The 24,052-nt window shown below is 65.7% G+C and carries 25 protein-coding genes, 1 pseudogene and 1 riboswitch; of the genes and pseudogenes, 12 read left to right on the forward strand and 14 right to left on the reverse strand.

Annotated features, from left to right (window positions below; all coding sequences use genetic code 11):
• Positions 1-177: 177 nt before the first annotated feature.
• On the reverse strand, positions 178-927 hold the full coding sequence (locus WMC41_RS25185; RefSeq protein ID WP_432348674.1) for a sulfite exporter TauE/SafE family protein: 750 nt from the start codon (positions 925-927) through the stop codon (positions 178-180).
• A gap of 98 nt (positions 928-1,025) precedes the next feature.
• Between WMC41_RS25185 and WMC41_RS25190 the strand changes: the two genes are divergently transcribed.
• Entirely contained in the window at positions 1,026-1,907 is an 882-nt protein-coding gene (locus WMC41_RS25190) for a LysR family transcriptional regulator (protein WP_432348676.1), read from the forward strand.
• A gap of 217 nt (positions 1,908-2,124) precedes the next feature.
• Here the strand turns inward: WMC41_RS25190 and WMC41_RS25195 are convergent, their stop codons facing one another.
• Positions 2,125-2,376, reverse strand: coding sequence for a hypothetical protein (locus WMC41_RS25195; RefSeq protein ID WP_245082596.1), 252 nt, complete (start codon positions 2,374-2,376; stop codon positions 2,125-2,127).
• Positions 2,377-2,657: 281 nt separating this feature from the next.
• Positions 2,658-3,020 (reverse strand): hypothetical protein, encoded by a 363-nt coding sequence (locus tag WMC41_RS25200; RefSeq protein ID WP_432348679.1) that lies wholly within the window; start codon positions 3,018-3,020, stop codon positions 2,658-2,660.
• Positions 3,021-3,183: 163 nt separating this feature from the next.
• Between WMC41_RS25200 and WMC41_RS25205 the strand changes: the two genes are divergently transcribed.
• Together WMC41_RS25205 and WMC41_RS25210 are read left to right on the forward strand one after the other, a co-directional pair.
• Positions 3,184-3,651, forward strand: a complete 468-nt coding sequence (locus WMC41_RS25205; RefSeq protein WP_288079486.1) for a DUF1810 domain-containing protein — start codon at positions 3,184-3,186, stop codon at positions 3,649-3,651.
• A 4-nt stretch (positions 3,652-3,655) separates the two neighbouring features.
• Positions 3,656-4,204: a DUF488 domain-containing protein gene (locus tag WMC41_RS25210; protein ID WP_288079487.1), complete on the forward strand. Its 549-nt coding sequence runs from the start codon at positions 3,656-3,658 to the stop codon at positions 4,202-4,204.
• A gap of 94 nt (positions 4,205-4,298) precedes the next feature.
• Here the strand turns inward: WMC41_RS25210 and dhaL are convergent, their stop codons facing one another.
• From dhaL to WMC41_RS25240, 6 genes are all read right to left on the reverse strand, one after another.
• Complete coding sequence (gene dhaL, locus WMC41_RS25215) at positions 4,299-4,940, reverse strand: dihydroxyacetone kinase subunit DhaL (RefSeq protein ID WP_432348597.1); 642 nt, start codon at positions 4,938-4,940, stop codon at positions 4,299-4,301.
• A 14-nt stretch (positions 4,941-4,954) separates the two neighbouring features.
• The gene (locus tag WMC41_RS25220) at positions 4,955-5,947 is read right to left on the reverse strand and encodes a dihydroxyacetone kinase subunit DhaK (protein WP_432348599.1); all 993 of its coding nucleotides are present in this window, start codon (positions 5,945-5,947) and stop codon (positions 4,955-4,957) included.
• Between the two features lie 36 nt (positions 5,948-5,983).
• Complete coding sequence (locus WMC41_RS25225; RefSeq protein WP_432348682.1) at positions 5,984-6,757, reverse strand: SDR family oxidoreductase; 774 nt, start codon at positions 6,755-6,757, stop codon at positions 5,984-5,986.
• Between the two features lie 62 nt (positions 6,758-6,819).
• Positions 6,820-7,806, reverse strand: coding sequence for a substrate-binding domain-containing protein (locus WMC41_RS25230; protein ID WP_244766013.1), 987 nt, complete (start codon positions 7,804-7,806; stop codon positions 6,820-6,822).
• 168 nt (positions 7,807-7,974) lie between these two features.
• Entirely contained in the window at positions 7,975-8,979 is a 1,005-nt protein-coding gene (locus WMC41_RS25235; RefSeq protein ID WP_244766014.1) for an ABC transporter permease, read from the reverse strand.
• Positions 8,980-9,033: 54 nt separating this feature from the next.
• Entirely contained in the window at positions 9,034-10,512 is a 1,479-nt protein-coding gene (locus WMC41_RS25240) for a sugar ABC transporter ATP-binding protein (RefSeq protein WP_432348685.1), read from the reverse strand.
• Between the two features lie 271 nt (positions 10,513-10,783).
• Between WMC41_RS25240 and WMC41_RS25245 the strand changes: the two are divergent.
• Positions 10,784-12,196 (forward strand): annotated as a pseudogene (locus WMC41_RS25245) (NAD(P)-dependent oxidoreductase); the annotation flags it as partial.
• Between the two features lie 69 nt (positions 12,197-12,265).
• Positions 12,266-12,637: a hypothetical protein gene (locus WMC41_RS25250; RefSeq protein WP_432348687.1), complete on the forward strand. Its 372-nt coding sequence runs from the start codon at positions 12,266-12,268 to the stop codon at positions 12,635-12,637.
• 12 nt (positions 12,638-12,649) lie between these two features.
• On the opposite strand, the gene WMC41_RS25255 is transcribed toward WMC41_RS25250, so the two are convergent.
• The 4 genes from WMC41_RS25255 to WMC41_RS25270 are packed head-to-tail and all read right to left on the reverse strand — an operon-like array spanning position 12,650 to position 16,615.
• Positions 12,650-13,789: a P1 family peptidase gene (locus WMC41_RS25255; RefSeq protein WP_432348688.1), complete on the reverse strand. Its 1,140-nt coding sequence runs from the start codon at positions 13,787-13,789 to the stop codon at positions 12,650-12,652.
• Positions 13,786-14,616: an ABC transporter permease gene (locus WMC41_RS25260; RefSeq protein ID WP_432348690.1), complete on the reverse strand. Its 831-nt coding sequence runs from the start codon at positions 14,614-14,616 to the stop codon at positions 13,786-13,788. The genes WMC41_RS25255 and WMC41_RS25260 overlap by 4 nt, the downstream gene beginning before the upstream one ends.
• A 12-nt stretch (positions 14,617-14,628) precedes the next feature.
• Positions 14,629-15,531, reverse strand: a complete 903-nt coding sequence (locus WMC41_RS25265; protein ID WP_272808025.1) for an ABC transporter permease — start codon at positions 15,529-15,531, stop codon at positions 14,629-14,631.
• A 1-nt stretch (position 15,532) separates the two neighbouring features.
• The gene (locus WMC41_RS25270; protein WP_432348692.1) at positions 15,533-16,615 is read right to left on the reverse strand and encodes an ABC transporter ATP-binding protein; all 1,083 of its coding nucleotides are present in this window, start codon (positions 16,613-16,615) and stop codon (positions 15,533-15,535) included.
• Positions 16,616-16,779: 164 nt separating this feature from the next.
• Here WMC41_RS25270 and WMC41_RS25275 point away from each other — a divergent pair, with 164 nt between their 5' ends.
• The 7 genes from WMC41_RS25275 (at position 16,780) to WMC41_RS25305 (ending at position 23,302) form a co-directional block, all read left to right on the forward strand.
• Positions 16,780-17,850: a polyamine ABC transporter substrate-binding protein gene (locus WMC41_RS25275; protein WP_244766021.1), complete on the forward strand. Its 1,071-nt coding sequence runs from the start codon at positions 16,780-16,782 to the stop codon at positions 17,848-17,850.
• Between the two features lie 56 nt (positions 17,851-17,906).
• Positions 17,907-18,761, forward strand: coding sequence for a MurR/RpiR family transcriptional regulator (locus WMC41_RS25280; protein WP_432348695.1), 855 nt, complete (start codon positions 17,907-17,909; stop codon positions 18,759-18,761).
• A gap of 26 nt (positions 18,762-18,787) precedes the next feature.
• Positions 18,788-19,021, forward strand: a riboswitch (cobalamin riboswitch).
• 157 nt (positions 19,022-19,178) lie between these two features.
• Positions 19,179-20,222 carry an ABC transporter substrate-binding protein gene (locus tag WMC41_RS25285; RefSeq protein WP_432348697.1) on the forward strand — a complete coding sequence of 348 codons (1,044 nt, stop codon included), beginning with the start codon at positions 19,179-19,181 and terminating at the stop codon, positions 20,220-20,222.
• Entirely contained in the window at positions 20,219-21,247 is a 1,029-nt protein-coding gene (locus WMC41_RS25290; RefSeq protein ID WP_432348699.1) for a FecCD family ABC transporter permease, read from the forward strand. Before WMC41_RS25285 ends, WMC41_RS25290 begins: the two co-directional genes overlap by 4 nt.
• Entirely contained in the window at positions 21,244-22,044 is an 801-nt protein-coding gene (locus WMC41_RS25295; protein ID WP_432348701.1) for an ABC transporter ATP-binding protein, read from the forward strand. The genes WMC41_RS25290 and WMC41_RS25295 overlap by 4 nt, the downstream gene beginning before the upstream one ends.
• The gene (locus WMC41_RS25300) at positions 22,041-22,493 is read left to right on the forward strand and encodes a pseudoazurin (protein ID WP_398431581.1); all 453 of its coding nucleotides are present in this window, start codon (positions 22,041-22,043) and stop codon (positions 22,491-22,493) included. Before WMC41_RS25295 ends, WMC41_RS25300 begins: the two co-directional genes overlap by 4 nt.
• The gene (locus WMC41_RS25305) at positions 22,493-23,302 is read left to right on the forward strand and encodes a class I SAM-dependent methyltransferase (RefSeq protein WP_432348703.1); all 810 of its coding nucleotides are present in this window, start codon (positions 22,493-22,495) and stop codon (positions 23,300-23,302) included. Before WMC41_RS25300 ends, WMC41_RS25305 begins: the two co-directional genes overlap by 1 nt.
• Here WMC41_RS25305 and phnF read toward each other — a convergent pair.
• On the reverse strand, positions 23,247-24,002 hold the full coding sequence (gene phnF / locus WMC41_RS25310; protein ID WP_432348705.1) for a phosphonate metabolism transcriptional regulator PhnF: 756 nt from the start codon (positions 24,000-24,002) through the stop codon (positions 23,247-23,249). The genes WMC41_RS25305 and phnF overlap by 56 nt on opposite strands.
• Between the last annotated feature and the right edge of the window lie 50 nt (positions 24,003-24,052).

A 24,052-nucleotide genomic window follows, 5' to 3' on the forward strand; every position in this document is an offset into this window, starting at 1 on the left:
CCGCGAGCGTGGGAATGGGTTTGCCGTTGATTTGGAGCGCTGCATTTTTGACATGCGGCCCTCCAACCGGGATTCTGAATCTGCGAGGCAAGCATAGAGCGCGCGCCCGGATTGTCTCCCGAAATCTATCCTGCGAGGAATTTGTGGCGCGAGGGCCGGCCGCATCGGACCATCGCCTCACCAGACGGCCCGCAGCATCATCTCCGCGCCGAGAAGCGCAAGGGCGATCAGGAAGCAGCGCTTGAACATGGCCGGACTGACCGCTTTCCTGACGTGCTGGCCAGCCCACATGCCGATCAAGGCGGGAACGACGGCGAGGCTCGAAAGCGCTGCTCCATCAAGCTGAAATGCCCCTTGCAAGGAAAGTCCGGCGGCGAGCGCGACGGTGGAAACGGTAAAGGAAAGACCGAGGGCCTGAACGAGATCATCCTTCTCGAAGCCGAGGGCCTGGACATAGGGTACGGCCGGAATGACGAACACGCCGGTTGCACCGGCGATGAGGCCGGTGGCAAGCCCGATCACCGGCGAGAGCCACGCTTTATGAGCCTGGTTGACACGATAGGGCTTCGCCAACAGCGTGTAGACCGCATACACCGCGAGCGCGAGGCCGAGCAGGGCGGTGGTCAGGCTGGTATTGCCGCCCGTCAGCATGGAGGTACTGCCGAGCGTGCCGACAAGAACTCCGGCCATCATGGTCCAGAGCCGCCGCACGATGCCGACAAGGCTCGGACCGGAAACGAGTTGCCAGACATTTGTTACGAACGATGGGACGATGAGCAACGACGCTGCCGCAAGAGGCGACAGGAGCCCGCCGAGAACACCCATGGCGACCGTCGGAAGGCCCATTCCCGTGACGCCTTTAACGATGCCGGCGATGAAAAACGTCGCTCCGGCAGCGAGCAGCAATGAGATCGATGCATCATTCATGATGCTTTCTTACGCGCCGCGCCGTCATCCACAATGCGGCAGTTCCGTATCCAGCCTTCGTCTGGACCGAAGGCTATGGCGCGTGTAACGTTTTAAGGATGCGCTTCGACTTCATCGACCTGCGTCTCTTTCTCGCCGTGGCTGAGGCTGGCAGCATCACCCACGGAGCGGCGCAGGTCGGTCTTTCGCTTGCAGCGGCCAGTGATCGCCTGCGGGAAATGGAGGCCACCGGAGACGTCCGCCTGCTCGAAAGGGGACGCCGGGGCGTTGCATTGACGGAGGCGGGGGAGGCACTTTCCCACCACGCGCGCGAAATCCTGAATCAGGCGACCCTCATGCGTGGGGAAATGGGGCGCTTCGCGAAGGGGCTGCGCACGAATATCCGGGTGGTCGCAAATACGGCGGCCATCGTGGAGGTTCTTCCAAGCCGCCTGTCGCCATGGCTTGCCGCGCATCCTCAAGTCGATGTCGAACTCCGGGAGCGTCAAAGCCAGGAAATAGCCCGAAGCATCGCGGCGGGCTTTGCCGATATCGGCGTGTTGTCGGATGCGGCCGCTCATGAGGGATTGCTCCTCAAACCCTTCGCGGTGAGCAAGCTCGTCGTGGTCTCGGCAAAGACACATCGGCTCGCAATGGAAAAGGAAACCCGGTTCGCCGGCCTTGCCGAGCAGTATTTCGTGGGCCTGGAGGGCGGCGCATTGCAGGATCACATCGACGCTCAAGCGGACAGGATAGGCGTACGGCTCCGATACCGGGTGAGACTGCGGACGTTTGAATCCATATGTGCGGCGGCAAGTGACGGCGTCGGGATCGCCATCGTGCCGGATACGGTGGCGCGGCGGTGCAAGCGAGCCTATCCGTTGGCGCTGACGTCCCTGGCAGATGCATGGGCAACGCGAAATCTCTCCGTATGCGTGGCCTCCGGACGCGATCCGACCCCAACGGTTCAAGCGCTGTTCGACCACTTGGCCAGTGCATGATCCGAGCCTTTCCAGCCGGGCCGGCCGCCGGGCAATGGCCGCGCATTTCGACGCTGCGCCAGGACGGCAAGCCAGATCATCCCGGGTGGGGGAACCACGCATCGCAACTGAATTGACACGCCCTCGGATAGACGAAGGGCGCTCGACCCTTTCGGGGAGCGCCCTTCTGGACCCGGACGACTACGAACGCGCGAGGCAGCACCATCGCTGCAGGCAGTCATCGATTACGGGTGGTGAACGATAGATGGGGGGAGGGCGCAGGGATTTCAAGGCCGTCCGGATCATCCATCGTGCGAACGGGCAATCCGAGGCAAACATCGCAAATGCCGCAGCCATCATCGTCCATCGGCTGGTCCGCGCGCTCGCAACAGAGGCAGACGGCTGCGCATCGGAGGCGGCCCTTGCTTCTCGCCGGGACCATGATTTCCATCGCATCGTCCGATGCGGCATTGGTGACGAATTCCTTCATCGCCCGTTTCTCCGTTGACCTCCGCAACAAAAGATAAGAGCTGCGGGGCGCTTTGCAATGGCAATCCCTCGCCAAGCCACGAGCCTTTCACGCCGGGGATGGACTCTCCCGGCGCCGCATGCTGTTCTGGGGGTCGGAGGGACAGGTATGGCGTATGAATGGGATCCCCGGCGCGCGCGACGCGCACGCTTGATCAGGCTGGCGGCGGCGGTAGCGATCAGCGCGTCGGCAATAACGGTGCCCGTCGCGGTCCTGCTGGCGGCCGCACCGATCTGACATCCTCACCAGAGGCGGCGGTCGGCCTTTGCAACGATCATCGGCACGGCGGCGGCGCCGGCGGTTCCGAGGCGCAGGCGCTGAACGAGATTGCCGAGCAGGGCGGTCGCGGCGACCGTGAGCGCAATCCGCAGCCAGGAATGGTCTGCGCGCGGCCGGCCGGCCCGGGGCGAATGCCGATGCATGGCATCTATTTGCCTTCTCAAAGCAGCGACGTCCTTTCGCAGCGCGGCGAGATCGCGGTGAATATGGCCGCGCGAAGCGTCGCGTTCGGGCGCCTCGACCATATCGCCGTCCTCCTCGACCTCTGCAAGATACTCCCGAAGCTGGGCCGGGCTGTCGAAACCGCTTGTTCTCACATCCACCATCGCTCTCTCCTGTCGTCTCGTGGTTTCGCTTCAACGCGCAATGCGCCGAAAAGATGCGTGTTGAGCGGCCGGACACAGGGCGCTTGTCCCGCGCCAGTGGTGCACTATCTGCATCAGCGGGAACGATGTGGTCGGTCGCGCAGGCGGCGCAGGAGAAGATGCGATGGCACAGAACGATCCGTTCGAGCTTTCCCGTTTCGTTGCAGCACAAGACCGCGTCTTCGACACGGCCCTTGCCGAGCTCGGCGCGGGGCGCAAGAAAACCCATTGGATGTGGTTCATCTTCCCGCAATTGCGCGCGCTGGGGCGGTCGCCCACCGCGAATTTCTACGGCATCGGCTCCATCGAGGAGGCCCGCGCCTATCTCCGACATCCCGTCCTTGCCGACAGGCTGGCGCGCGCGGTCGATGCGGTGCTCGGCGTGTCCGGCCGCTCCGTCCATGAGATCTTCGGTTCGCCCGATGATCTGAAATTTCGTTCTTCGATGACCCTGTTCGGCGAAGCTGCCGGGGCGGAGGGGCAAAGATTCCGGCTCGCCCTGGAACGATTTTTTGCCGGCGAGCCCGATCCGCACACGCTCGAGCTCATGCAGGCCGCCGCTTCCAGTTGCGGCTCCTCTGATCGCGCATGACACGATGGCGCAGCCGTTCTTCACCATCGGCCATTCCAACCTCGACCTTGCGGACTTTCTCGCGCGGCTGGAGTCCGCAAGGATCGAACGTCTCGCCGATATCCGCAAGATGCCGATGTCGCGGGCCAATCCGCAGTTCAACCGGGACACGCTGCCCGACGCGCTTGCCGACATGCAGATATCCTACGAGCATATTGCGGCACTCGGCGGGCTTCGCGGCCGCAAGCCGGCCTTGCCGCCCGACATCAATGGCCTGTGGAAGAACAGGAGCTTCCACAACTACGCCGACTATGCGCTATCGGGCGAGTTTCGGGAGGGTCTCGAGCATCTGCGCGCCGAAGGGCGCCGGCGGCGTTGCGCAATGATGTGCTCGGAGGCGGTCTGGTGGCGGTGTCATCGCCGCATCGTCGCCGATTACCTGATTGCTCAGGGCGAAACCGTCTTTCACATCATGGGCGAAGGCCGCCTTGAGGAGGCCCGCCTGACACCGGGCGCCGAGCCGAGACCCGATGGGACGGTGGTCTACCCCTCGCCCGATGATCCCGTTCCGTAACGGGCCGAGGCAGATGGAGGTTTAGTAAAAAAGCGTTGCGCGGCCCGTTGCGAGGGGCGGGCCGCGCGTCCTGGGAGGACCGTTGGGGGCTGCCTTAGCCGAGGCGGGCGCGTGCGCCGTCGGACAGTTCCTTCAGGATGATGGCGCAGGAGGTCGCGCCGGCATCCAGCACGCCGAGCGAGCGCTCGCCGAGCCGGCTGGCGCGGCCGATCTTGGCCACCAGGCCGATCGTCGAATCGCGCCCGGCCTCGGCGGCCGCAACGAGCGCTTCCAGCGCCTCGCCGAAGGATTTGCCCGCCGCCGTCGCCGCGTCGAAGGCCTCGACCGCCGGAACGAACGTGTCGAGCAGCGTCTTGTCGCCGACCTTGGCCGAGCCGATCGACCGGATGCCGGAAAGGCCGGCATGCAACATCCTGCTGAAGGCCGCCGCGTCGATCGTCTCCACGCCTTGGATCGTCTCGGCGAATTCCGTGAACATGACGCCGTAGAGCGGGCCCATCGAGCCGCCGATCTCCGTCATCAGCACCGTGCCGAGCGTGTCGAGGGACTGGGCGAGCGACGCGTCCTTGCCCTTCAGCCGCTCGGCGGCCATGCCGAAGCCCTTGGCCATGTTCACGCCGTGGTCGCCGTCGCCGATCCTGCCGTCGATCTCGCTGAGATAGGCCCGGTTCTCGACGATCCGCTCGGCCATCGAGAGGACGATCGCGCCGGAAGACGCATTGTCGAAGATCTGCATGGGGCTTCCTCCCGTCACAGGATGATCGTGCAACGCGTCTCGACATCGAGCAGCGTCTTCAGGTCGTCGTCGAGCGCCATGACGGTCAGCGTCGCGCCGACCATTTCCAGCGAGGTGAAGTAGTTGCCGATCCAGGTCTTGCGGATCGTCAGGCCGCGCGCCGAGATCTCGCTCTCGATCGTGTCGTTGAGAATGTAGAGCTCGTTGAGCGGCGTCGCGCCGAGGCCCGAGACCAGCACGGCGACCTCGGTGCCTTCGGGAAGGTCGTGATCGTCGAGCACGATCTTCACCATGTCCCTGGCGGCCGCCTCGGCCGTCTTCAGCGTCTCGACGCGCACGCCCGGCTCGCCGTGATGGCCGATGCCGACCTCCATCGTGCCCGGCTCGATCTGGAAGTTCGGATGGCCGACGGCCGGCAGCGTGCAGGGGCCGAGGCCGACGCCGATCGAGCGGCAGTTGTCGATCGCCTTCTGCGCGGCGGCCCGCACCTCCTCGAGGCTCGCGCCGGTCGCGGCCTTGGCGCCGCCGATCTTCCACATGAAGATCTCGCCGGCAACGCCGCGGCGCTTCTCGCGTTCCGCGATCGGGGCCGAGCAGACGTCGTCGTTGGCGACCACCGTCGCGACCTCGATGCCGTCCTTGGCGGCGAGCTTCGTCGCCATCTTCACGTTCATGTTGTCGCCGGCATAGTTGCCGTAGAGCACGACGACGCCCTTGCCGCCGTCGGCTTCACGGATGGCGTCGTGGAAGCTCTTGGCGGTCGGCGAGGAGAAGAGCTCGCCGACGGCGACCGCATCGAGCATGTTCCTGCCGGCATAGCCGATGAAGGCCGGCTCATGGCCCGAGCCGCCGCCCGTCACAACGCCGACCTTGCCGGCAAACGGGGCATCCCGGGCGACGACGACGCGCGGGTTCTCCGCAAGGCGCACGATATCCGAATGCGCCTTCACAAAGCCCTTGACGGTATCCTCGACAACAAGGTCAGGGTCGTTGATGAAACGCTGCATGGTAACTCCTTGAGAATTGCGAGAGCCGGTCCGGGCTCAAAGAATGGTGTAGCCGCCATCGATCAGAAGATCGGCGCCGTTGATCATGTCCGCGCCCGGCGAGACCAGGAACACGGCGGCGGCGGCGATCTCTTCCGGGAAGGCGAAACGGCCGGTCGGGATTCGCTTCCTGGCGGCGTCGCCCTTCTCGCCGGCCCAGGCCTTCTTGCCGAGCTCGGTGAGCACGATGGTGGGCGAGATCGTGTTGACGGTGATGCCGTGTTTGCCCCATTCGGCGGCGAAGGTCTTCGACATGCCGATGACGCCGAACTTGGAGGCGCAATAGGCGACGTGCTCTTCGATCGCCACCGTGCCGGCCTGCGAGGCGAGGTTGACGATCTTGCCGCCCTTGCCGCTAGCGATCATGCGGCGGCCGACCGCCTGCGTGACGAGGAAGCTGCCCTTGAGGTTGATGTCGATCGTCTTGTCCCATTGGGAAAGCGTCAGGTCTTCGGCCGGGGCCAGTGCGACGATGCCGGCGCTGTTGACCGCGATATCGATGCCGCCGAAGGCTGCGGCCACGTCGGCGACGGCCTTTTCCACCGAGGCCGGGTCGGAGACGTCGCAGACGAAGGGCTTCGCCGCACCGCCGAGCTCTTCCGCCTTGGCCTTGGCGATGTCGGCGTTGATGTCGAGCACCGCGACCTTCGCGCCCTTGGCCGCAAAGGCCGTGGCGATGGCCGCGCCGATGCCGGATGCGCCGCCGGTGACGAGCGCGACCTTGCCGTCGAGCGGGAAGTTGAGGTCGATCCTGGGAGGTGTGTCGGTCATCGGTTCAGCCTTCGTTATCTTGGAGAGAGCGGGGCGGCGGGGCCGCCCCGCGGTTTTGCCCGTTACTTGCGCATGTCCAGCAGCTTGTCGACGTTCTCGGTCGTGACCGGCGTCCACGGAACATTGTATTCCTTGTCCTTGCCGTCGTTGAACGGCATGTCCGGGTACTGCGCCCAGATGTCGGACTGCGGCTTGTAGTCGCCCTTCTTCGCATGGAAGATCGCAAGATCCAGCGCGCCCTGGGCCTGTGCGCGGGCGTCCTGGAGGATCGAGGTCATCGTGCCTTCCTTGACGGCGGTCAGCGCGTCGGTGATGCCGTCGATGCCGGCGATCGCGAAGTCGTCGGTCTTCAGGCCCGCCGACTTGATCGCCTCGATCGCGCCGAGCGCCATCTCGTCGTTCTGGCCGATGACGCCGTTGATCTGGCCGGGATGGGAGGTCAGCCAGTTCTCCATCAGCGTCTGGGCTTCGGCGCGCGACCAGTTGGCGGTCTGCTGCTCGAGGACCTTGACGTCCGGGCACTCGGCGAGCGCCTTCTGGTTGCCTTCGAGGCGCGAGATCTGCGCGGACTGGCCGATCGGGCCCTCGATGATCACGACATTGCCCTTGCAGCCGATCTTGTCGAGAACGGTCTTGGCTTCCATGTAGCCGGAAATCGTGTCGTCGGAGCCGACATAGGCGGCGAGCAGGTCGGAGTTCACGCGGGTGTTGGAGCCGACGACCGGAATGCCGGCGTCGCTGGCGGCCTGCACGGCCGTCGCGCCGGCTTCGATGTCGATCGGCACGAAGATGATCGCATTGAACTTCTGCGTGATCATCGTGTTGAACTGTTCCTGCTGGACCAGCGCGTCATAGCGGCCGTCGAAGACGGTGAGCTCGACTTCGCCGCTCTTGACGGCGGGGTGCTCTTCGAGCGCGGCGGACCAGATCTGCATGAATTCCGCGTTGAGGCCGTAGGGGGCCGCGCCGATCTTCAGCTTCTCCTGGGCCATGGCGGACGAGGCGAGCAGGGCGGTCGCCGAGGCGAGCGCGATCATCAGTTTCTTCATGTCATTCTCCTCCTTTGAGAATTCCGGCCGCACTTCGGCGTGCCGTTTCGTCCACGGGCGCGGTAAGACGCCCGGTTCCTGTCGGGCTAGAGCATCGAAATGCTCTAGCGCTTTGTTTTCATGGCAATTCCGGACGCAAAACTGCTGCGAACTTTTGCTGGAACTGCTTTAGACGCCCTGGTTTCGCTTCTGGTCGAGCATGACGGCGCCGACGATGAGGGCACCCTTGAGGACCTGCTGGTAGTAGGACTGGATACCCATCAGATCGAGGCCGTTGTTCATGACGCCGATGATGAGCGCGCCGATCAGCGTTCCCGTCACCCGGCCGACGCCGCCCGAAAGCGAGGTGCCGCCGATGACGACCGCCGCGATGGCGTCGAGTTCGTAGGCGATGCCGGCCTGCGGCAGGGCGGAGCCCGTGCGGGCCGAGAGGATCATGCCGGCAAGGCCCGACAGCGCGCCCGAGATCACATAGACCATGAAGCGGATGCGCGTGACGTTGAGGCCGGAGGTCTTGGCCGCATGCGGGTTGCCGCCGACGGCATAGATGTAGCGGCCGAAGCGCGTGCGGGTCAGCACCCACCAGGAGACGAGGAAGACCACGGCGAGCAGGATGACCGGCATCGGAATGCCGAGGATGTTGCCCGTGCCGATCCAGCGGAATTCCGGGGAGAGCGCCGGCACCGGCTTGCCGCCGCCATAAATGAGAGTGGCGCCGCGGGCGGCCGAGAGCATGCCGAGCGTCGCCACGAAGGCGGGCACGGAAAAGCGCGAGACGATGAAGCCGACCAGCGCGCCGCAGCCGACGCCGACGAGGATGCCGACGGCGAGCGCCACCACCATCGGATAGGGCGCGCCGGCGATGCCGGCCGTTGCCGAGCTCGTCACGAAGCTGGCGCTCACCATGCCGGCCAGCGCGACGACCGAGCCGACCGAAAGGTCGATGCCGCGCGTCAGGATGACGAAGGTCATGCCGATGGCGAGCACGCCGTTGATCGACGTCTGCAGGAGCACGTTGGAAATGTTGCCGGGCGTCAGGAAGAACTGGTTGGACACCGACAGGATGCCGACGAGCAGCAGGAAGGCGAGGAAGATGCCGTATTCCTGCACGATCAGCCGGCGGCGATCGGAATTCAGCCAGCTGCTGGCGGTCTTGTTCTCGATACTGGACACGGATGTCACCTCTTGCCATGCGGGGTTGGATGCGTCGGTCGGGTCTCGTTCCGGTCAGGTCGACAGGTGCACGAGGGACTGGGCATCCGTTTCCTGCCGGTCATGAATGCCGGCGGATCGTCCCTGCCGCATAACGAGGATGCGGTCGGACATTCCCAGGATTTCGTCGATTTCGGAGGAGATCATCACGACCGTGCCGCCGCTCGCGGCAAAATCGCAGATGATGCGGTAGATCTCGCGCTTGGCGCCGACGTCGACGCCGCGGGTCGGCTCGTCGAGCAGCAGGATGCGCGGCTGGCGCAGGAACCATTTGCCGAGCACCACCTTCTGCTGGTTACCGCCGGAAAGGCCGGAGACCGGCATCGTGTCGCGCGCGGCCTTGATGGCGAAGCGGGCGATCATGTCGGCGCTGGCCGCCTGTTCCTCGCTCCTGCGCATCACGAAGGCCGGGCTCATTTCCGGCAGGCTGGCGAGGCAGATGTTGTTGCGCACGCTGTCCGTCAGGTTGAGGCCCGTCACCTTGCGGTCCTCGGTGACGAAGGCGATGCCCTCGGCCATGGCGTCGGAGGGCTGGCGGATGCTGACGACCTGGCCGTCAAGGCGGATCTCGCCGGATGACGGACGGTCCATGCCGAAGAGGCAATTGAAGATTTCCGTGCGGCCAGAGCCCATCAGGCCGTAGATGCCGAAGATCTCGCCCTTGCGCGCGGTGAAGGAAATGTCCTCGATCTTGTCGGGCGCGGAAAGGCCGGAGACTTCGAGGCCGGCGGTCTCGGTCGGCGTGTTGGTCTTGATATACTCCTCGCCGAGCTCGCGGCCGACGATCATGCGGATGAGGCCGGGGCGGTCGATATCGGCAAGCTTGCCCGCGCCGACGAAGCCGCCGTCGCGAAAGACCGTGTAGCTGTCGGCGATCTGGAAGATTTCGGAAAGCCGGTGCGAGACGTAGACGATGCCCTTGCCCTCGGCCTTCAGGCGCTCGATCGCCGAAAACAGGTGCTGGGCCTCCTTCTCGCCGATCGCTGAGGTCGGCTCGTCCATGAAGATGACATCCGCCTCGTGGCTGAGCGCCTTGGCGATCTCGACCAGCTGCATCTGCGCGACCGAGAGGTTCATCATGTATTCTTTGGCGGAGATGTTGAATTCCAGGCGGTCCAGCAGCGCCTGGGCGTTGCGGTTCATCGTCTTGAAATCGATGCCGCCGAAGCGGGTGGACGGTTCGCGGCCGAGATAGATGTTTTCGGCCACCGTCATATGCGGAACCGGGCTCAGTTCCTGCTCGATGATGGCGATGCCGGAGTGGAGCGCTTCCGCGGGACTGTTGAATTCGACGGGCTTGCCGCGATGCAGGATCGTGCCGCCGTCGCGCTTGTGAATGCCCATGAGGATGGAGAGGAAGGTCGACTTGCCGGCGCCGTTGCCGCCGCACAGCGCATGCACGGAGCCGCCCGCAAGTTCGAAGCGGCCGTCGCGGAGTGCGGCGACACCGCCGAAGGACTTCTTCAGTCCCTCCACCTTCAAGAGTGGCTGCATGTCTTCCTCCCGGCATTTCAGGAGCGATGCTCTCTCCATCGCGTATTTACAAAATACACATTAGTGTCGACATGTGTCAAGTATGAAAAGTGACAAAGGATGGGATTGGTCTGTCATTTGTAAAAAATTGATCGAAGGCGTTTGCCATGCGCCGGCAGGGCGGGCACGTGCAGGCGCTTGCGGGCCCCGGAAAACTCTTCTACGGAAATGAAGAAAGACGAGCGGGGAGGGCGCCATGCAGGATCGGAACGCGGCTTTGCAGGAAGGGACGCGGCTGGACGATCCCGAACGTGCCTACCGGGTCCTGATCGCCGATCTCGTCGGCCTGCGGTTCGACGGCGAGGGACGTCCGGATTTCAGCGAGGTCGCGGCGCATGTCGCGCAAAGCGGCGGTGTCTTCCATGACGCGGCCTTCGCGGGCGAGGCGCTGCCGCCGGGCATCCATTTCTTCTACCGGCCCGACCTCAGCACCGAGGCGGATATCCTTGCGCAGACGGATCGCGGGCAATATGACGCGCTCATCGCCGCGGCGACCTTCATTCCGCGGCTGGCGGTCTTTCCGCTCGGCGGCGTGCGCATCGGTGCCGGCACCGGCAATATGGGCTCGCTCTCCTGGGGCGGCGGCAATGGCGAAGGCGGCATCGCGCCGCTCATGAACACGCCCGGCATCAACAGCCGCGCGACGGCGCAGATGGTGATGAAGGCGCTCTTGAAGGTGACGCCGGACCTGCCCGTCGATCTTCTGCACGAGCGCGTGGCGGGCGGTGATTTCGACACCGGCCGCGACCTCAAGTCCTATCCGACCGCCAAGCTGGAGGGACGACGCATGGCGGTCATCGGCTACGGCAATATCGGCCGCGAGGTGGCCAGGCTCGCCTGCGCCTTCGGCATGCGGGTGGCGATCCATGCGCGCGCGAAACACCGCCAGTGGATCGAGGCGGAAGGGTTCGACTATGCGGCCTCTCCGGCGGAGGCGGCGACGGGATCGGACGTGCTCACCGTCCATGTCGGCCTCGGGCGGCTCGATCCGGTGCGGCGCGCCTACGCCAATGCCGGCATCGTCGACGATGCCGTGCTCTCGGCGATGAACCGCGGCGCCGTCGTCGTCAACTACGACCGGGGCGAGGTGGTGGATGCCGGCGCGCTCGACCGGGCGCTCGCCTCCGGCCAGGTGCGCCACGCCGCCATCGACGCCGACCTCTTCAAGGATGCGTCAAGCGGCACGCTCAGCGGGCCGATGCTGCCCTATCTGACACTCGCTGCCCGGCATCCCGGAAAGCTCGAACTTCTGCCGCACGCCGCGGCCGATACGGACCACCCCTCGCGCGTCGCCGGCGCCTGCCAGGCCGTGGACCAGATTCTCGACGTCATCCGCTATCGTCGCGTCCGCAATCTCAAAGGGGACCTGCCGGAGGGCTATATCGACGCCGGGGCGAAGGTGCCGCACGGCATCGGCCGCGTGACGGCCGCGACGCTCGCCGCCGCCGTCGCCGATCCGCGGTTCTCCGAGCTGCACGGCGTCTCGCGCGAAATCTTCGATACGCTGGAGGCCATCGTCGAGGCGGTGGACGAGGGCATGACGCACCAGCCGGCGGCCGGCGACGTCACTGCGCTGACCCATCTGCTCCTGCGCCAGCGGCGGCTTCTCGAAGGGCTCGGGCTGGACGGGCCGGCGGAGGCCTGAGGCGGTTCGGGGAACTTTCGCCGCCACCGCCAGTTCCTTCCCTGACACGATCTTCAGGGAGTGACCGCCATGACCCACCAGCAAGACGAACGCGGCGATCCGCTGACCCGCACCCACGAGCCCGCCCGGAAGGACTACGCCGCGCGGGAAACCCGCCAGGGCGGGCTTGGCCGGCCGATGCTGAAAGTTCTCGGCATCAGCCTGGCGCTCGCCTTCCTCGTCTGGGGCGCGGTGGAGATCTGGGGTGAAAGCGCCGATCCAACGGTCGATACGGAACAGACGTCCTCCACTTCCAGCGGCACGCAGACCCCGACCCAGGATACGATCGACAACAGCGTTCCCGGAGGCGGCGAGACCGTTCCGACGGACCGCGATCCCAATCAGGATTCGGGAACGGGCGGCGACAGCCAGCGCGTGACGCCCGACGGCACGGGCAACTGACCGCGCCGAGGATCAGGTGGCCGGCGCATCCGCGTGTCGGCCATATCGCTTCATCACCGCGACCAGTTCGTCATGCCTGATGGCGTCGACGCGCAGACGGTCATGCGGCGTGCCGCCGCTATCCTTTGCCGCCAGCATGGCATTGACCACGGCCTCCTCCACGCTCTCCACCGTCGCCAGATAGACGGGGTCGAGATGTTCGTCATTGACCATGTCGAGGGCGAGCAGCGCCGGTGCGCTGTGCGCCATCGGCTGCGGATTGGCGGTGGAGAAGGCGAGGAAGATATCGCCGGAATTGTTGCCGCCGGGCGTGCCGTTGCGGCCGATCCCGATGGCGGCGCGGCGGGCGAGGCGCTTCAGCTGATGCGGGGCCATCGGCAGGTCCGTGGCGATGACGACGATGATCGAGCCGCGTTCCCTGAGCTGGCTTTGCGGCGTGTTGTCCTGGAGATGTTTTCCGACCGGCACGCCGCAGACCGTCAGCCAGTCGCGCTGCCCATGGTTGGCCTGCACCAGCGTGCCGATCGTATAGTCCTTGTCTCCGACCGTGACGAGGCGGGACGCAGTGCCGGTGCCGCCCTTGAAGCCATAGGCGATCATGCCCGTGCCGCCCCCGCAATTGCCCTCCGCGACGGGACCGGAGGAAAGGTTTTCCAGAGCTGCCCGGGCATCCGCTTCCGTCACCGGCATGCCGTTGATGTCGCTCAGCACGCCGTCATAGGTCTCGGCGACGACCGGCATCAGCCAGAGGAAATCGCCGACCTCGTAGGTCGAGGCGTAGCGCTCCAGCATCCAGCGGATCGTCGCGTGATGGGTGATGCCGACGCCGTGGGTGTTGGTGATCATCACGGGACCCAGAAACGTGCCGCCGTCCTCGATCCAGTGCGTGCCGGTCATCTCGCCGTTGCCGTTGAAGCGGTGCACGCCGGCATAGACGGGGACGGGCGTTGCGCTCTCGCTATGGGGCAGGATGGCGGTGACGCCGGTGCGCACCGGGAGCTTGCGGCCGGGGCGCGGGGCTTCCTCGACAATGGTGCGGAAGCCGACGGCGACGCCCTCGACATCGGTGATGGCGTTGAACGGGCCGGTGCGGCCGGTGAAGGGCAGGCCGAGGGCGCGGGCGCGGGGTTTTGCGGTATGGGTCATGGTCATTTCTGCCGGGAGCGGAGATAGAGGCCGAGCGAGGCGACGACGAAGGAGAAGGTCAGCATCATCACGGCGATGGCGTTGATCTCCGGCTTGATGCCGCGCCGGAGCATGGCGAAGATGAACATCGGCAGGGTCGTGACATCGACGCCGGCGATGAAATAGGTGATGACGAGGTCGTCCATCGAGATGATGAAGGCGAGCAGCGCGCCGCCGACGATGCCGGGCAGGAGCTGCGGAAACACCACCTTGCGGAAGGTCGTCCATTCGTTCGCGCCGAGATCGGCCGAGGCGTGCTCCAGCGTGCGGTCCATGCCGGCGAGCCGGGCGGAGACGACGATGAAGACGTAGGAGATCAGGAAGGTGCACTGGCCGATGATGATCGTCTTCATGCCGAGATTGACGCCGGCATTGACGAAGAAGATCAGGAGCGCGATGCCGAGCACGATATCCGGCATCAGCATCGGCATGAACATGACGGTGCGGTAGAAGCGCCGCCCGAAGAAATCGAAGCGGTAGAGGGCGATGGCGATCGCCGTGCCGAGCACGGTGGCGATGGTCGTGGTGGAGGCGGCGATCATCAGGCTGTTCCAGACGGCCTGAACCAGTTGGTCGGTGGATTCGATATAGAGCGCGTTTTCCGAGACCGTCGTCTTGAAGCCGAGGACCTGGGCGTACCATTCGGTGGTGAAACCGGTCCAGGTCATCATGTTGATCGGGTTGGAATTGAACGAATAGACCGCGATCAGCGCCAGCGGAATATAGATGAAGGCGAAGAAGAGGGCGGTGTAGGCGATCAGGCTGCCGCGGGCGAGGGAGGCGAAGATCTTCATCGAAAAACCTCCTCAACGCCCGGTCGCGGCATCGATGCCGCGGCGGCCGGACACGATGACATAGACGAAGAGCAGGACGAGCATCACGCTCATCACCATCATCGCGAGCGCCGAGCCGAAGGGCCAGTTGCGCGCGGCGAGGAACTGCTGCTCGATGAGATTGCCGAGCATCATCACCTTCGCCCCACCCAGAATGGCCGGCACGACGAAATTGCCAAGCGCCGGGATGAAGACGATCACCGCCCCGCCGGCGATGCCGGGTGCCGTCAGCGGCAGGATGATGCGCAGGAAGGTGCGGATCGGCCCCGCGCCGAGATCGAGCGAGGCGCGCACCAGCGTCCAGTCGAGCTTTTCGACGCTGGCATAGACCGGCATGAACATGAAGGGGATGAAGACATAGACCATGCCGAGCACGATCGCCCCGTCCGTATAGATCAGCTCCAGCGGCCGGGCGACGACGCCGGTGTTCAGCAGGACCGAATTGACGAGGCCGGTCTGGCGCAGGATCAGCACCCAGATGAACAGCCGCACGATGAGGCTGGTGAAGAAGGGTAGGGTGATGAGGAACAGGCAGAAATTCTTCCAGCGCTCGGAAAGCCGGCTGATGCAGAAGGCGGCCGGGTAGCAGACGAGGAGGGTGGCGACCACCGTCAGCGCGGCGATCTTCAGCGAACGCAGGAAGATGGCGATATAGACCGGATCGAAATCCTCGAACATCGGATCGGCAAAGCCGAGGATGCGGCCGTAATTGTGCGGATACCAGGTCCATTCCACGCCGCCATAGAGGCCGGGGGCGAGAAAACTCGTCACGATCATGATGGCGAGAGGGCCTAGGAAGAAGACGGCGAGGAACAGCGAGACCGGTCCGAGCAGCAGGCCGAGCTGGGCGCGGCGGCGAAAGGCGATCGACGACATGTCAGGCGGCCTCCGCCGGGATGAGATGGACCGCCGCGGGATCGTAGGCAAGGCGGGCGCGGCGCGATTGCTCGATCTCGCCGACGAGGCTGCGGCGCGCCGCCGGGATTTCCGCGATGACGCGCCGGCCGGTCGCCGTGCGGCCGAAAAGCTCGAAGGTCGAGCCGACGAAGACGATCTGTTCGAGGTCGACGTCGAGGCTCGGGGCGGTTTCCCCCTGCTGCGCGAGGAAGAATTGTTCGGGGCGGATGAGGGCGGTCGCCGCGCCGCTTGCGCCGGGTTTCGCATGGGCGATGGACAGGCCGTCGCCGGTCACGAGCCGCGCGCCCTCCGCCCGGCCCTCGAAGAGATTGCTCGCGCCGACGAAGGTGGCGACGAAACTGTTCTTCGGCTGGTCGTAGATGGCGCGGGGCGTATCGAGCTGCTGGATGCGGCCGCCCGAAAGGACGGCGACGCGGTCCGACATGGTCAGCGCCTCCTGCTGGTCGTGCGTGACGAAGATGAAGGAGATGCCGAGCTCGTGCTGGAGCGTCTTCAGCTCGATCTGCATGGCCTGGCGCAGGTTCTTGTCGAGGGCGGAGAGCGGTTCGTCGAGCAAAAGCAGCTTCGGGCGGGCGATGATGGCCCGGGCGAGCGCCACGCGCTGCTGCTGGCCGCCGGAAAGCTGGCGCGGCTTGCGGCCCTCCATGCCGTCGAGGCCGACCATGCGCAACGCTTCGGCGACGCGCTTGGCCCGCTCCGGCCGCGCGATCCCCGCCACTTCCAGCGCATAGCCGGTGTTTTCGCCCACGGTCATATGGGGAAAGAGGGCGTAGTTCTGGAACACCGTATTGACCGGGCGGCGATAGGGCGGGCGGTCCGTCATGTCCTCGCCGTCGATCAGGATGCGGCCGGAATCGAGCTCCACGAAGCCGCTGATCGCCTGGAGGAGGGTGGTCTTGCCGCAGCCGGACGGGCCCAGCAGCGTCAGGAATTCATTGCGGCGCACGGTAAGGTCGATCGCGTCGAGCGCCGTCACCGTCTGTCCTTCGGGCGTGCCGAAGGCTTTCGCCGCCTTTTCCAGGCGGACTATCGAATCTCGCATCGTCGTTCCCCAAAATGTTATTAAAATAACGCTTGTGCGATTTCGATAGTTGGATACCATTTAGCCATCCAAGTCAACGGCCGAAAGAAGCCGGGACGGGAACATCCGGTGCAAAGGAAAGCACCGGGGCCACGACGGGCCAAACCATCAGAGGAGATCATTCGATGACGAAGTCTTATCGCGCCGGCGCATCCGGCCTTGGGGCATGGACGCGCCGCACCGCCCTCTCGCTCGCCGCCCTCGTGGCGACGGCGGGCATGGCAAGCGCCGCCGAACTCAACATCTACAACTGGGGCGAATACATCAATCCGGAGGTTCTGAAGAAGTTCGAGGAGGAGACCCAGATCAAGGTCAACCTCTCGACCTATTCCTCCAACGAGGAAATGCTGGCGAAGATTCAGGGCGGCGCGACGGGCTACGATATCGTCTTCCCCTCCGTGCACATGCACGACATCATGGCCAAGCTCGAGCTTCTGGAAAAGACCGACATCAACACGTTCGAGGGCTTCAAGAACATCGATCCCGCCTTCCTGCGCGCGAAAAGCGACCCGAAGGGCGAATATTGCCTGCCCTATGCCTGGGGCTCGGTCGGCATCTTCTATAACCGCACGATCCTCGGCAAGGACGTCACGGGCTGGAAGGACCTGATCGAGACGGTGAAGGCCAAGGGGCTGAAATTCACCCTGCTCGACGACATGCGCGAGGTGCTGGCGGTCGGCCTCATGCTGAACGGCCACAAGATCAACTCCACCGATCCGGCGGAATTGCAGCAGGCCGCCGAGACGATCATCGCCATGAAACCCCATGTCGCGGCCTTCACCTATGACACGCGGCCGATGGTGCAATCCGGCGACGTCGCGGCCGGCCACTTCTTCGTCGGCGCGATGGTCGACGTCTTCGGCGACGAGAAGGACCTCGGCTATGTGATCCCCGAGGAGGGCGCGACCATGTACCAGGAGGACGTCTGCGTCTTGAAGACGGCTCCCAACAAGGAGAACGCCATCAAGTTCCTGCAGTTCTACACCCGCCCGGAAATCGCCGCGCTCAACGTCGCGCAGCAGACCAATGGCACGGCCAACGTGCCGGCGCGGGAATTGACCCCGGAAAAGATCAAAAATAGCAAGGAAATCAACCCGCCGGCCGAGACGATGGCGCGTCTCCAGATCTTCGAGGACCTGGGCCCGGCGCTGCGCCAGCTCGACCGCGTCTGGACGCGCATCAAGACGGCGCAGTGAACGCGCGCGATCCCCGCCCGTCTTTCGGCGGGCGGGAGTTTGGAGAAGGGGGCGACGTGTCGAAACGCATTCTGAAGCTCGTTCAGTCCGACGACCTCCGGCGCTCCAAATCCGACAGGCTGATCGCCCACTATATCGAGCGCAACATCGCCGAATTGCCCTTCGAGACGGCGCGCTCCATCGCCCAGCGCCTCCAGGTCTCGCCGATGACCATCGGGCGCTATCTCCGCCGCATGGGCTTCGACGGGCTCGACGAACTGAAGAGCGAACTGCGCCGCGGCGGCTCCAACCCGGCCTGGGAGGTCAAGGGGCCGGTCGCCTCGCTGGAGCAGGACCGCAAGGAGGGAAAGCTTCTTGCCGGCCTCATCCAGCAGCAGATCGACAATCTCGGCCAGATCTACGCCATCACCAGCGCGCCGGAATGGCAGCAGACGATCGACGCGCTGATCGGCGCAACGGAAGTCTATGTCGCCGCCTATCAGAACGTGCGCGGCATCGCCCAGTATTTCGCCAGCCAGCTTTCCTATACGCGCCCGCGCGTGCAGTTCGTCGACGGCCTCAACGGCACCTATGCGGAACTGCTTGACGGCTCCGTCGAGGGACGGCTGCTCTTCCTGCATGACGTGCGCCGCTTTGCCGCCAAGGCGCGGCCGCTCGCGCTGGAGGCGCGGCGGGCCGGCGTGAAGGTCGTTCTGCTTACCGACGAGTTCTGCCCCTGGGGGCCGGAGGTCTCCGACATCTGCCTCATCGTGCCCGGTTCGCACGGGCCGCTCTGGGACGGCGCGGCCACCATGACCGCCGTCATGGACCTCATGCTCAGCAACATCATCGTCCTGAAGGGCGACGAGGTGAGCGAGCGCGTCGACACGCTCACCCGCCTCCAGGATGTCTTCGGGGATTTCGAGAGCTGAGCGCCTTGACGCTGCCGAGCACGGCGGACTAAGGATGGGGAGACGGTTCCCCGAAGGATGACTCCCAGGGGATTAATAGGGAACACGGTGCGGACGGCCCAACAGGGACCCATTCCGTGGCTGCCCCCGCAACTGTAGGCGGATTGCCGCCTGTCCTTAGGACGCGTCTTCGCGTCATGCCACTGCGGTTTCCCCGCGGGAAGGCAGACAGGCAGCAGATATCCGTGAGCCAGGAGACCTGCCGTCGTCGAGCCAATTTCCAAGTCACGGGCGGGGATGCCCGGAACAGGAGACCCTATGACGACCCTGGCTGCCGGCGACGGCGGAATCCCATTCGTTTTCTCCCGACCGCAATCGACCCGCCTTTGTCGGCGCGTCGGCTGAGCCCGCACGCTTTCACTCATCCGGGAGACACCCATGACCACTCTGCCTGCGGCCGCACGCGCCGCAACCTTCATTTCCGCGCTGGCCGGCGCCGCCGTGCTCGTCCTGTCCTCGGGCGCCGTGCGGGCGGCCGCGACGCAATATCCGCTGACGCTGGAAAACTGCGGCCGCAGCGTGACGTTCGAAAAGGCGCCGGAGCGCGCCGTCTCGCTCGGCCAAAGCACGACGGAAATCCTCTACCTGCTCGGCGTCGGCGAGCGCATGGTCGGCACGGCCGTCTGGATCGGTCCGGTTCTGGCCGGTTACGAGGATGTCAACGCCAAGGTCGAGCGCCTTGCCGACAACGACCCGAGCTTCGAGAGCGTCGTTGCCAAGAAACCGGACCTCGTGACGGCGCAGTTCCAGTGGCATGTCGGCCCGGAGGGCATCGTCGCGACGCCGGAACAGTTCGAGGAGCTGAACATCCCGGTCTATACCTCGCCCGCCGATTGCGTCGGCAAGGACAATTCCGGCGGCGGCGACGGCGTGCGCAAGACCGTCTTCACCATGGACCTGATCTACAAGGAAATCAGCGAGCTGGCGCAGATTTTCGATGTTCAGGAACAAGGTGAGAAGGTCATCGCCGACCTCAAGGCCCGCGAGGCGGCGGCGCGCCAGAAGATCGCCTCGGCGGACGGCAAGCTCTCCGCCGTCTTCTGGTTCTCCAGCGCCGAACTCGACATCGACCCCTATGTCGCCGGCCGCAACGGCGCGCCGGGCTACATCCTGTCGGCGCTCGGCATCCGGAATGTCATCGAGAGCGACGAGGAATGGCCGACGGTCGGCTGGGAAACCATCGCCAAGGCCGATCCGACGATCATCGTCGCCGGCAAGATGGAGCGCCGCCGCTTCCCGGCCGACGATGTCGCCGTCAAGCACCAGTTCCTGAAGTCGGATCCGGTCGCCAGCCTCATGCCGGCCGTCAAGAACGGCCATGTCGTCGACATGGACGCCCAGGCGATGAACCCGACGATCCGCACGATCGAAGGCATCGAGGTGCTCGCCGACGCCGTCGAGAAGGCTGGCCTCGCAAAGTGACGGCCGATCGCCCCATCCTGCTTCGTGCGGGTGCCGCCTTCGCGGCGCTCGTGCTGCTCGCCGCCGCGCTCGGGGTGGGCGCGGCGGTGGGCGAGACGGCCATTCCGCTCGATATCGTGGCGAAGACCCTGGCGAACCGCCTGTGGCAGGCGGGCTATGCGCTTGAGCCGATCGACGAGGGCATCGTCTGGAACTACCGGCTGAGCCGCGCGATCGTCGCCGCCTGCTGCGGCTCGGCCTTGGCGCTTTCCGGCGTCATCCTGCAATCGCTGCTGCGCAATGCGCTGGCCGATCCCTACATCCTCGGCATTTCCGCCGGCGCCTCGACAGGGGCGGTGAGCATCGCGATCCTCGGCTTCGGCGCCGGTCTCCTGACGCTGCCGATCGGGGCCTTCATCGGCGCGCTCATCGCCTTCGGCTTCGTCAGCGCGCTCGCCGTGCGCGCCGGCCGCGGCACGGGCGCGATCATCCTGGCGGGCGTCGCCGGGTCGCAGCTCTTCAACGCGCTCACCTCCTTCATCGTCACCAAGGCGGCCAATGCCGAGCAGGCGCGCGCCATCATGTTCTGGCTGCTCGGCAACCTTTCCGGCGTGCGCTGGCCGGATGTCGGGCTGGCCGTGCCGGTCGCGCTTTTCGGCCTTCTCGTCTGCCTCTGGCATGCCCGCGCGCTCGATGCCTTCACGTTCGGCACGGAATCGGCGGCCTCGCTCGGCATTCCGGTGCGCCGCGTCTATGTCGTGCTGATCGCCGTTTCCGCCGTCATGACCGCCAGCATGGTCAGCATGGTCGGCTCGATTGGCTTCGTCGGCCTCGTCATTCCCCATGTCGCGCGCATGCTCGTCGGCGTCCGGCACGGGCTGCTGCTGCCCGCCTCGGCGCTGATCGGCGCCATCTTCATGATCGCCGCGGACGTGCTGTCGCGCATCATCATCCCCGGCCAGGTGCTGCCCATCGGCGTCATCACCGCCCTGTTCGGCGCACCGGCCTTCGCGCTCATCCTCAGCCAGAGGAGATCGGCCCTGTGACGCTCTCGGCAAAAGGCCTTTCCTGGTCGGCCGGCGGCACGACCATCCTGTCGGATGTCTCGCTCGACGTGCACCCTGGCGAGTTCCTGGGCATCATCGGCCCGAACGGCTCCGGCAAGACCAGCCTGATGGCGCTGATGGCCGGTATCCGCAGGCCGCAGGCCGGCGCGGTGACGCTCGACGGCAAACCGCTTTCCGCCCATGGCCGGCAGGCGATCGCCCGCCGCATCGCCTTCGTCGAGCAGCAGGCCGAGACCACCGAGCGCATCACCGCGCGCCAGGCCGTCAAACTCGGCCGCACGCCCCATCTCGGCGCGCTGACGCCCTGGTCGCGGGCGGACGACGCCATCGTCGACCGGGCGCTGGAGGAGGTCGACATGGCGCACTTTTCCCGCCGGCTCTGGCACACGCTCTCCGGCGGCGAGCGCCAGCGGCTGCATATCGCCCGCGCGCTCGCCCAGCAGGCGCCGATCCTCCTTCTCGACGAGCCGACAAACCACCTCGACATCGGCCATCAGATCAGCCTGCTCCAGCTGGTGCGCGAGCAGGATTTGACCGTCGTCGCCGCGCTGCACGATCTCAACCACGCCGCCATGTTCTGCGATCGCATCGCCGTCATGCAGGGCGGCCGCATCGTCGCGCTCGGCACGCCCGCCAAGGTGCTGGAACCGCAGCGCCTCGCCGACGTCTTCGGCGTCACCGTCGATGTCGAACGCGACAGCGCCGGCGGCTGCTTCATCCGCTATCGCCGGCCGGAACCGCGGCCCGCCAAACTCAAGCTCGTTGCAGAGGCATGATGAAAACCCGTTTCCTCCTCGCTGCGGCCTTCGCCGCTTTCCTCCATGCCGCTCCCGCCGCCGCCGAAACGTTTCGCGTCGAGATGCGCAATCGCGGCGAACGGGGCTCCATGGTCTTCGAGCCGGATTTCCTGGCGATCAAGCCGGGCGACAGCGTCAAGTTCATCGCCACTCACAAGAGCCACAATGCCGCGAGTATCGAGGGCATGGTTCCCGAGGGCTATGCGGGCTTCAAGGGCAAGATCAACGAGGAGATCGAGGTGACCTTCGACCAGCCGGGTTACTACGGCATCAAATGCTCGCCGCATTTCGGCATGGGCATGGTCATGCTGGTCAAGGTCGGTGAAGCGGAGCTGACGGAGGCGATCCGCAAGGTCGAGGTGCCGGCCCGCGCTCGGCCGCGCTTCGATGACATCTTTGCCCGCATCGATGCCGGCGAGGGGCGGTGATGCACGGCCCCCGCGCCAACAGCCACCTCAAGGAGGACATTCGCGACTACTGGTCGCGGCGCTCCGAAACATTCGACCTTGCCTTCGGCCATCGTATTCCCGACGGGCCGGAATTCGACGCCTGGGCGGCGGCGATCCGCGAAAACCTCGGTCCTGAACCGCGCCGCGTGCTGGAGCTTGCTTGCGGCACGGGGGAGGTGACGCGTCTCCTTCTCTCCCTCGGCCATGAGGTGACGGCGCTCGATTTCTCCGAGGCGATGCTGGCGGTGGCGCGGAAAAAACATGCCGGGGCGAGGGGGCTTCGCTTCCTGCTCGCCGATGCGGAAAATCCGATGGAGCCGGACGAGAGCTACGATGCGATCGTCTGCCGCCATCTCGTCTGGACGCTGACGACGCCGGCCGAGGCCTTTGCGGAATGGCACCGCATGCTGAAGCCCGGCGGCACGCTTCTGTTCTTCGACGGCGACTGGGCCGCGCCGACCCGGCTCGGCCGGCTGGCGAGCCGGGCCATCGCCGTCATCGACAGGGTCGTCGGCGCCGATCCCCACTATGACGGGGCGATGAGCGCGCGCCATGCCGACATCATGGAGCGGCTGCCCTTCGGCGAGGGGTTGACCGTCGAGCGCGTGCTGCCGCTGCTGGCGGCGGCAGGATTCCGCGACATGACGATCGGCTCGCATGCGCCCATCGCAAAGGCCCAGCGCCGCACGGCGGACCTGCGCAACAGGCTGCGCACGCTGCTTTACCGCCGTTTCATCCTTTGCTGCCGGAAGCAGCCGCGTCCGGTTCCGGCTCCACCGTCAGCTTGACCCGGTCGGCGGCAAAGCGCGTGCGCGAGAACTGGATCGGAACGCCGTCGAGGTCGGTGTTGACCGCCGTCGCCACGAGGATGATCGCGCCGGGCGAGAGCTTCAGGTGGCGGATGTCGTCGCCTTCGGCATGGACGGCGGATATCTCGGTCGATCGGCGCACATAGTCGGACACGCCGAGCTCCTGGAAGGAGGCGGTGATGGAGCGCGTCCTGTTGTAGGCCGCGTCGATCCCGGTAAAGCGATCGGCCGGGAAATAGTGCGTCCCGCAGGAGACCGGGCGCCTGTCGGCGCTGTTCACCGTTTCAAGCCGCACGCAGGGGGCGCCGGGCGCAAGGCCGAGCGCCGCGGCGACGGCGGCGGGCGCGGCCTCCGTTGCGGCCGCGAGCAGCCGGCCTTCCAGATTGCGCGTCTGGTTGCCGAGGCCCTGCGAGAAGCGGGTGCGGCGGGAAATCGGGAAGCGCAGCCGGTCGCGCCGTTCGATGCGCGTGCCGATGCCCTGGATCGGCCGGACGATGCCCTCTTCCGCAAGCGCCGCCATGGCGCTGCGCACCGTGTGCCGGTTCACGCCGAAGCGGGCGGCCAGCGCCATTTCCGGCGGCATCATGCCGGTCTCGTCGAAGTCGCCATTGTTGATCGCCAGGCGCATGAGATCCGCGATCTGCCGCCAGAGCGCCACGCCCGATTGCCGTTCCACCATTTCCGCCCCCGCGAAACCCCTTGTCACATCACACTGTCACACCCTTGTCA

The organism is Shinella yambaruensis (assembly GCF_050859155.1).
In the GTDB taxonomy this organism is placed as follows: Bacteria; Pseudomonadota; Alphaproteobacteria; order Rhizobiales; family Rhizobiaceae; genus Shinella; species Shinella yambaruensis.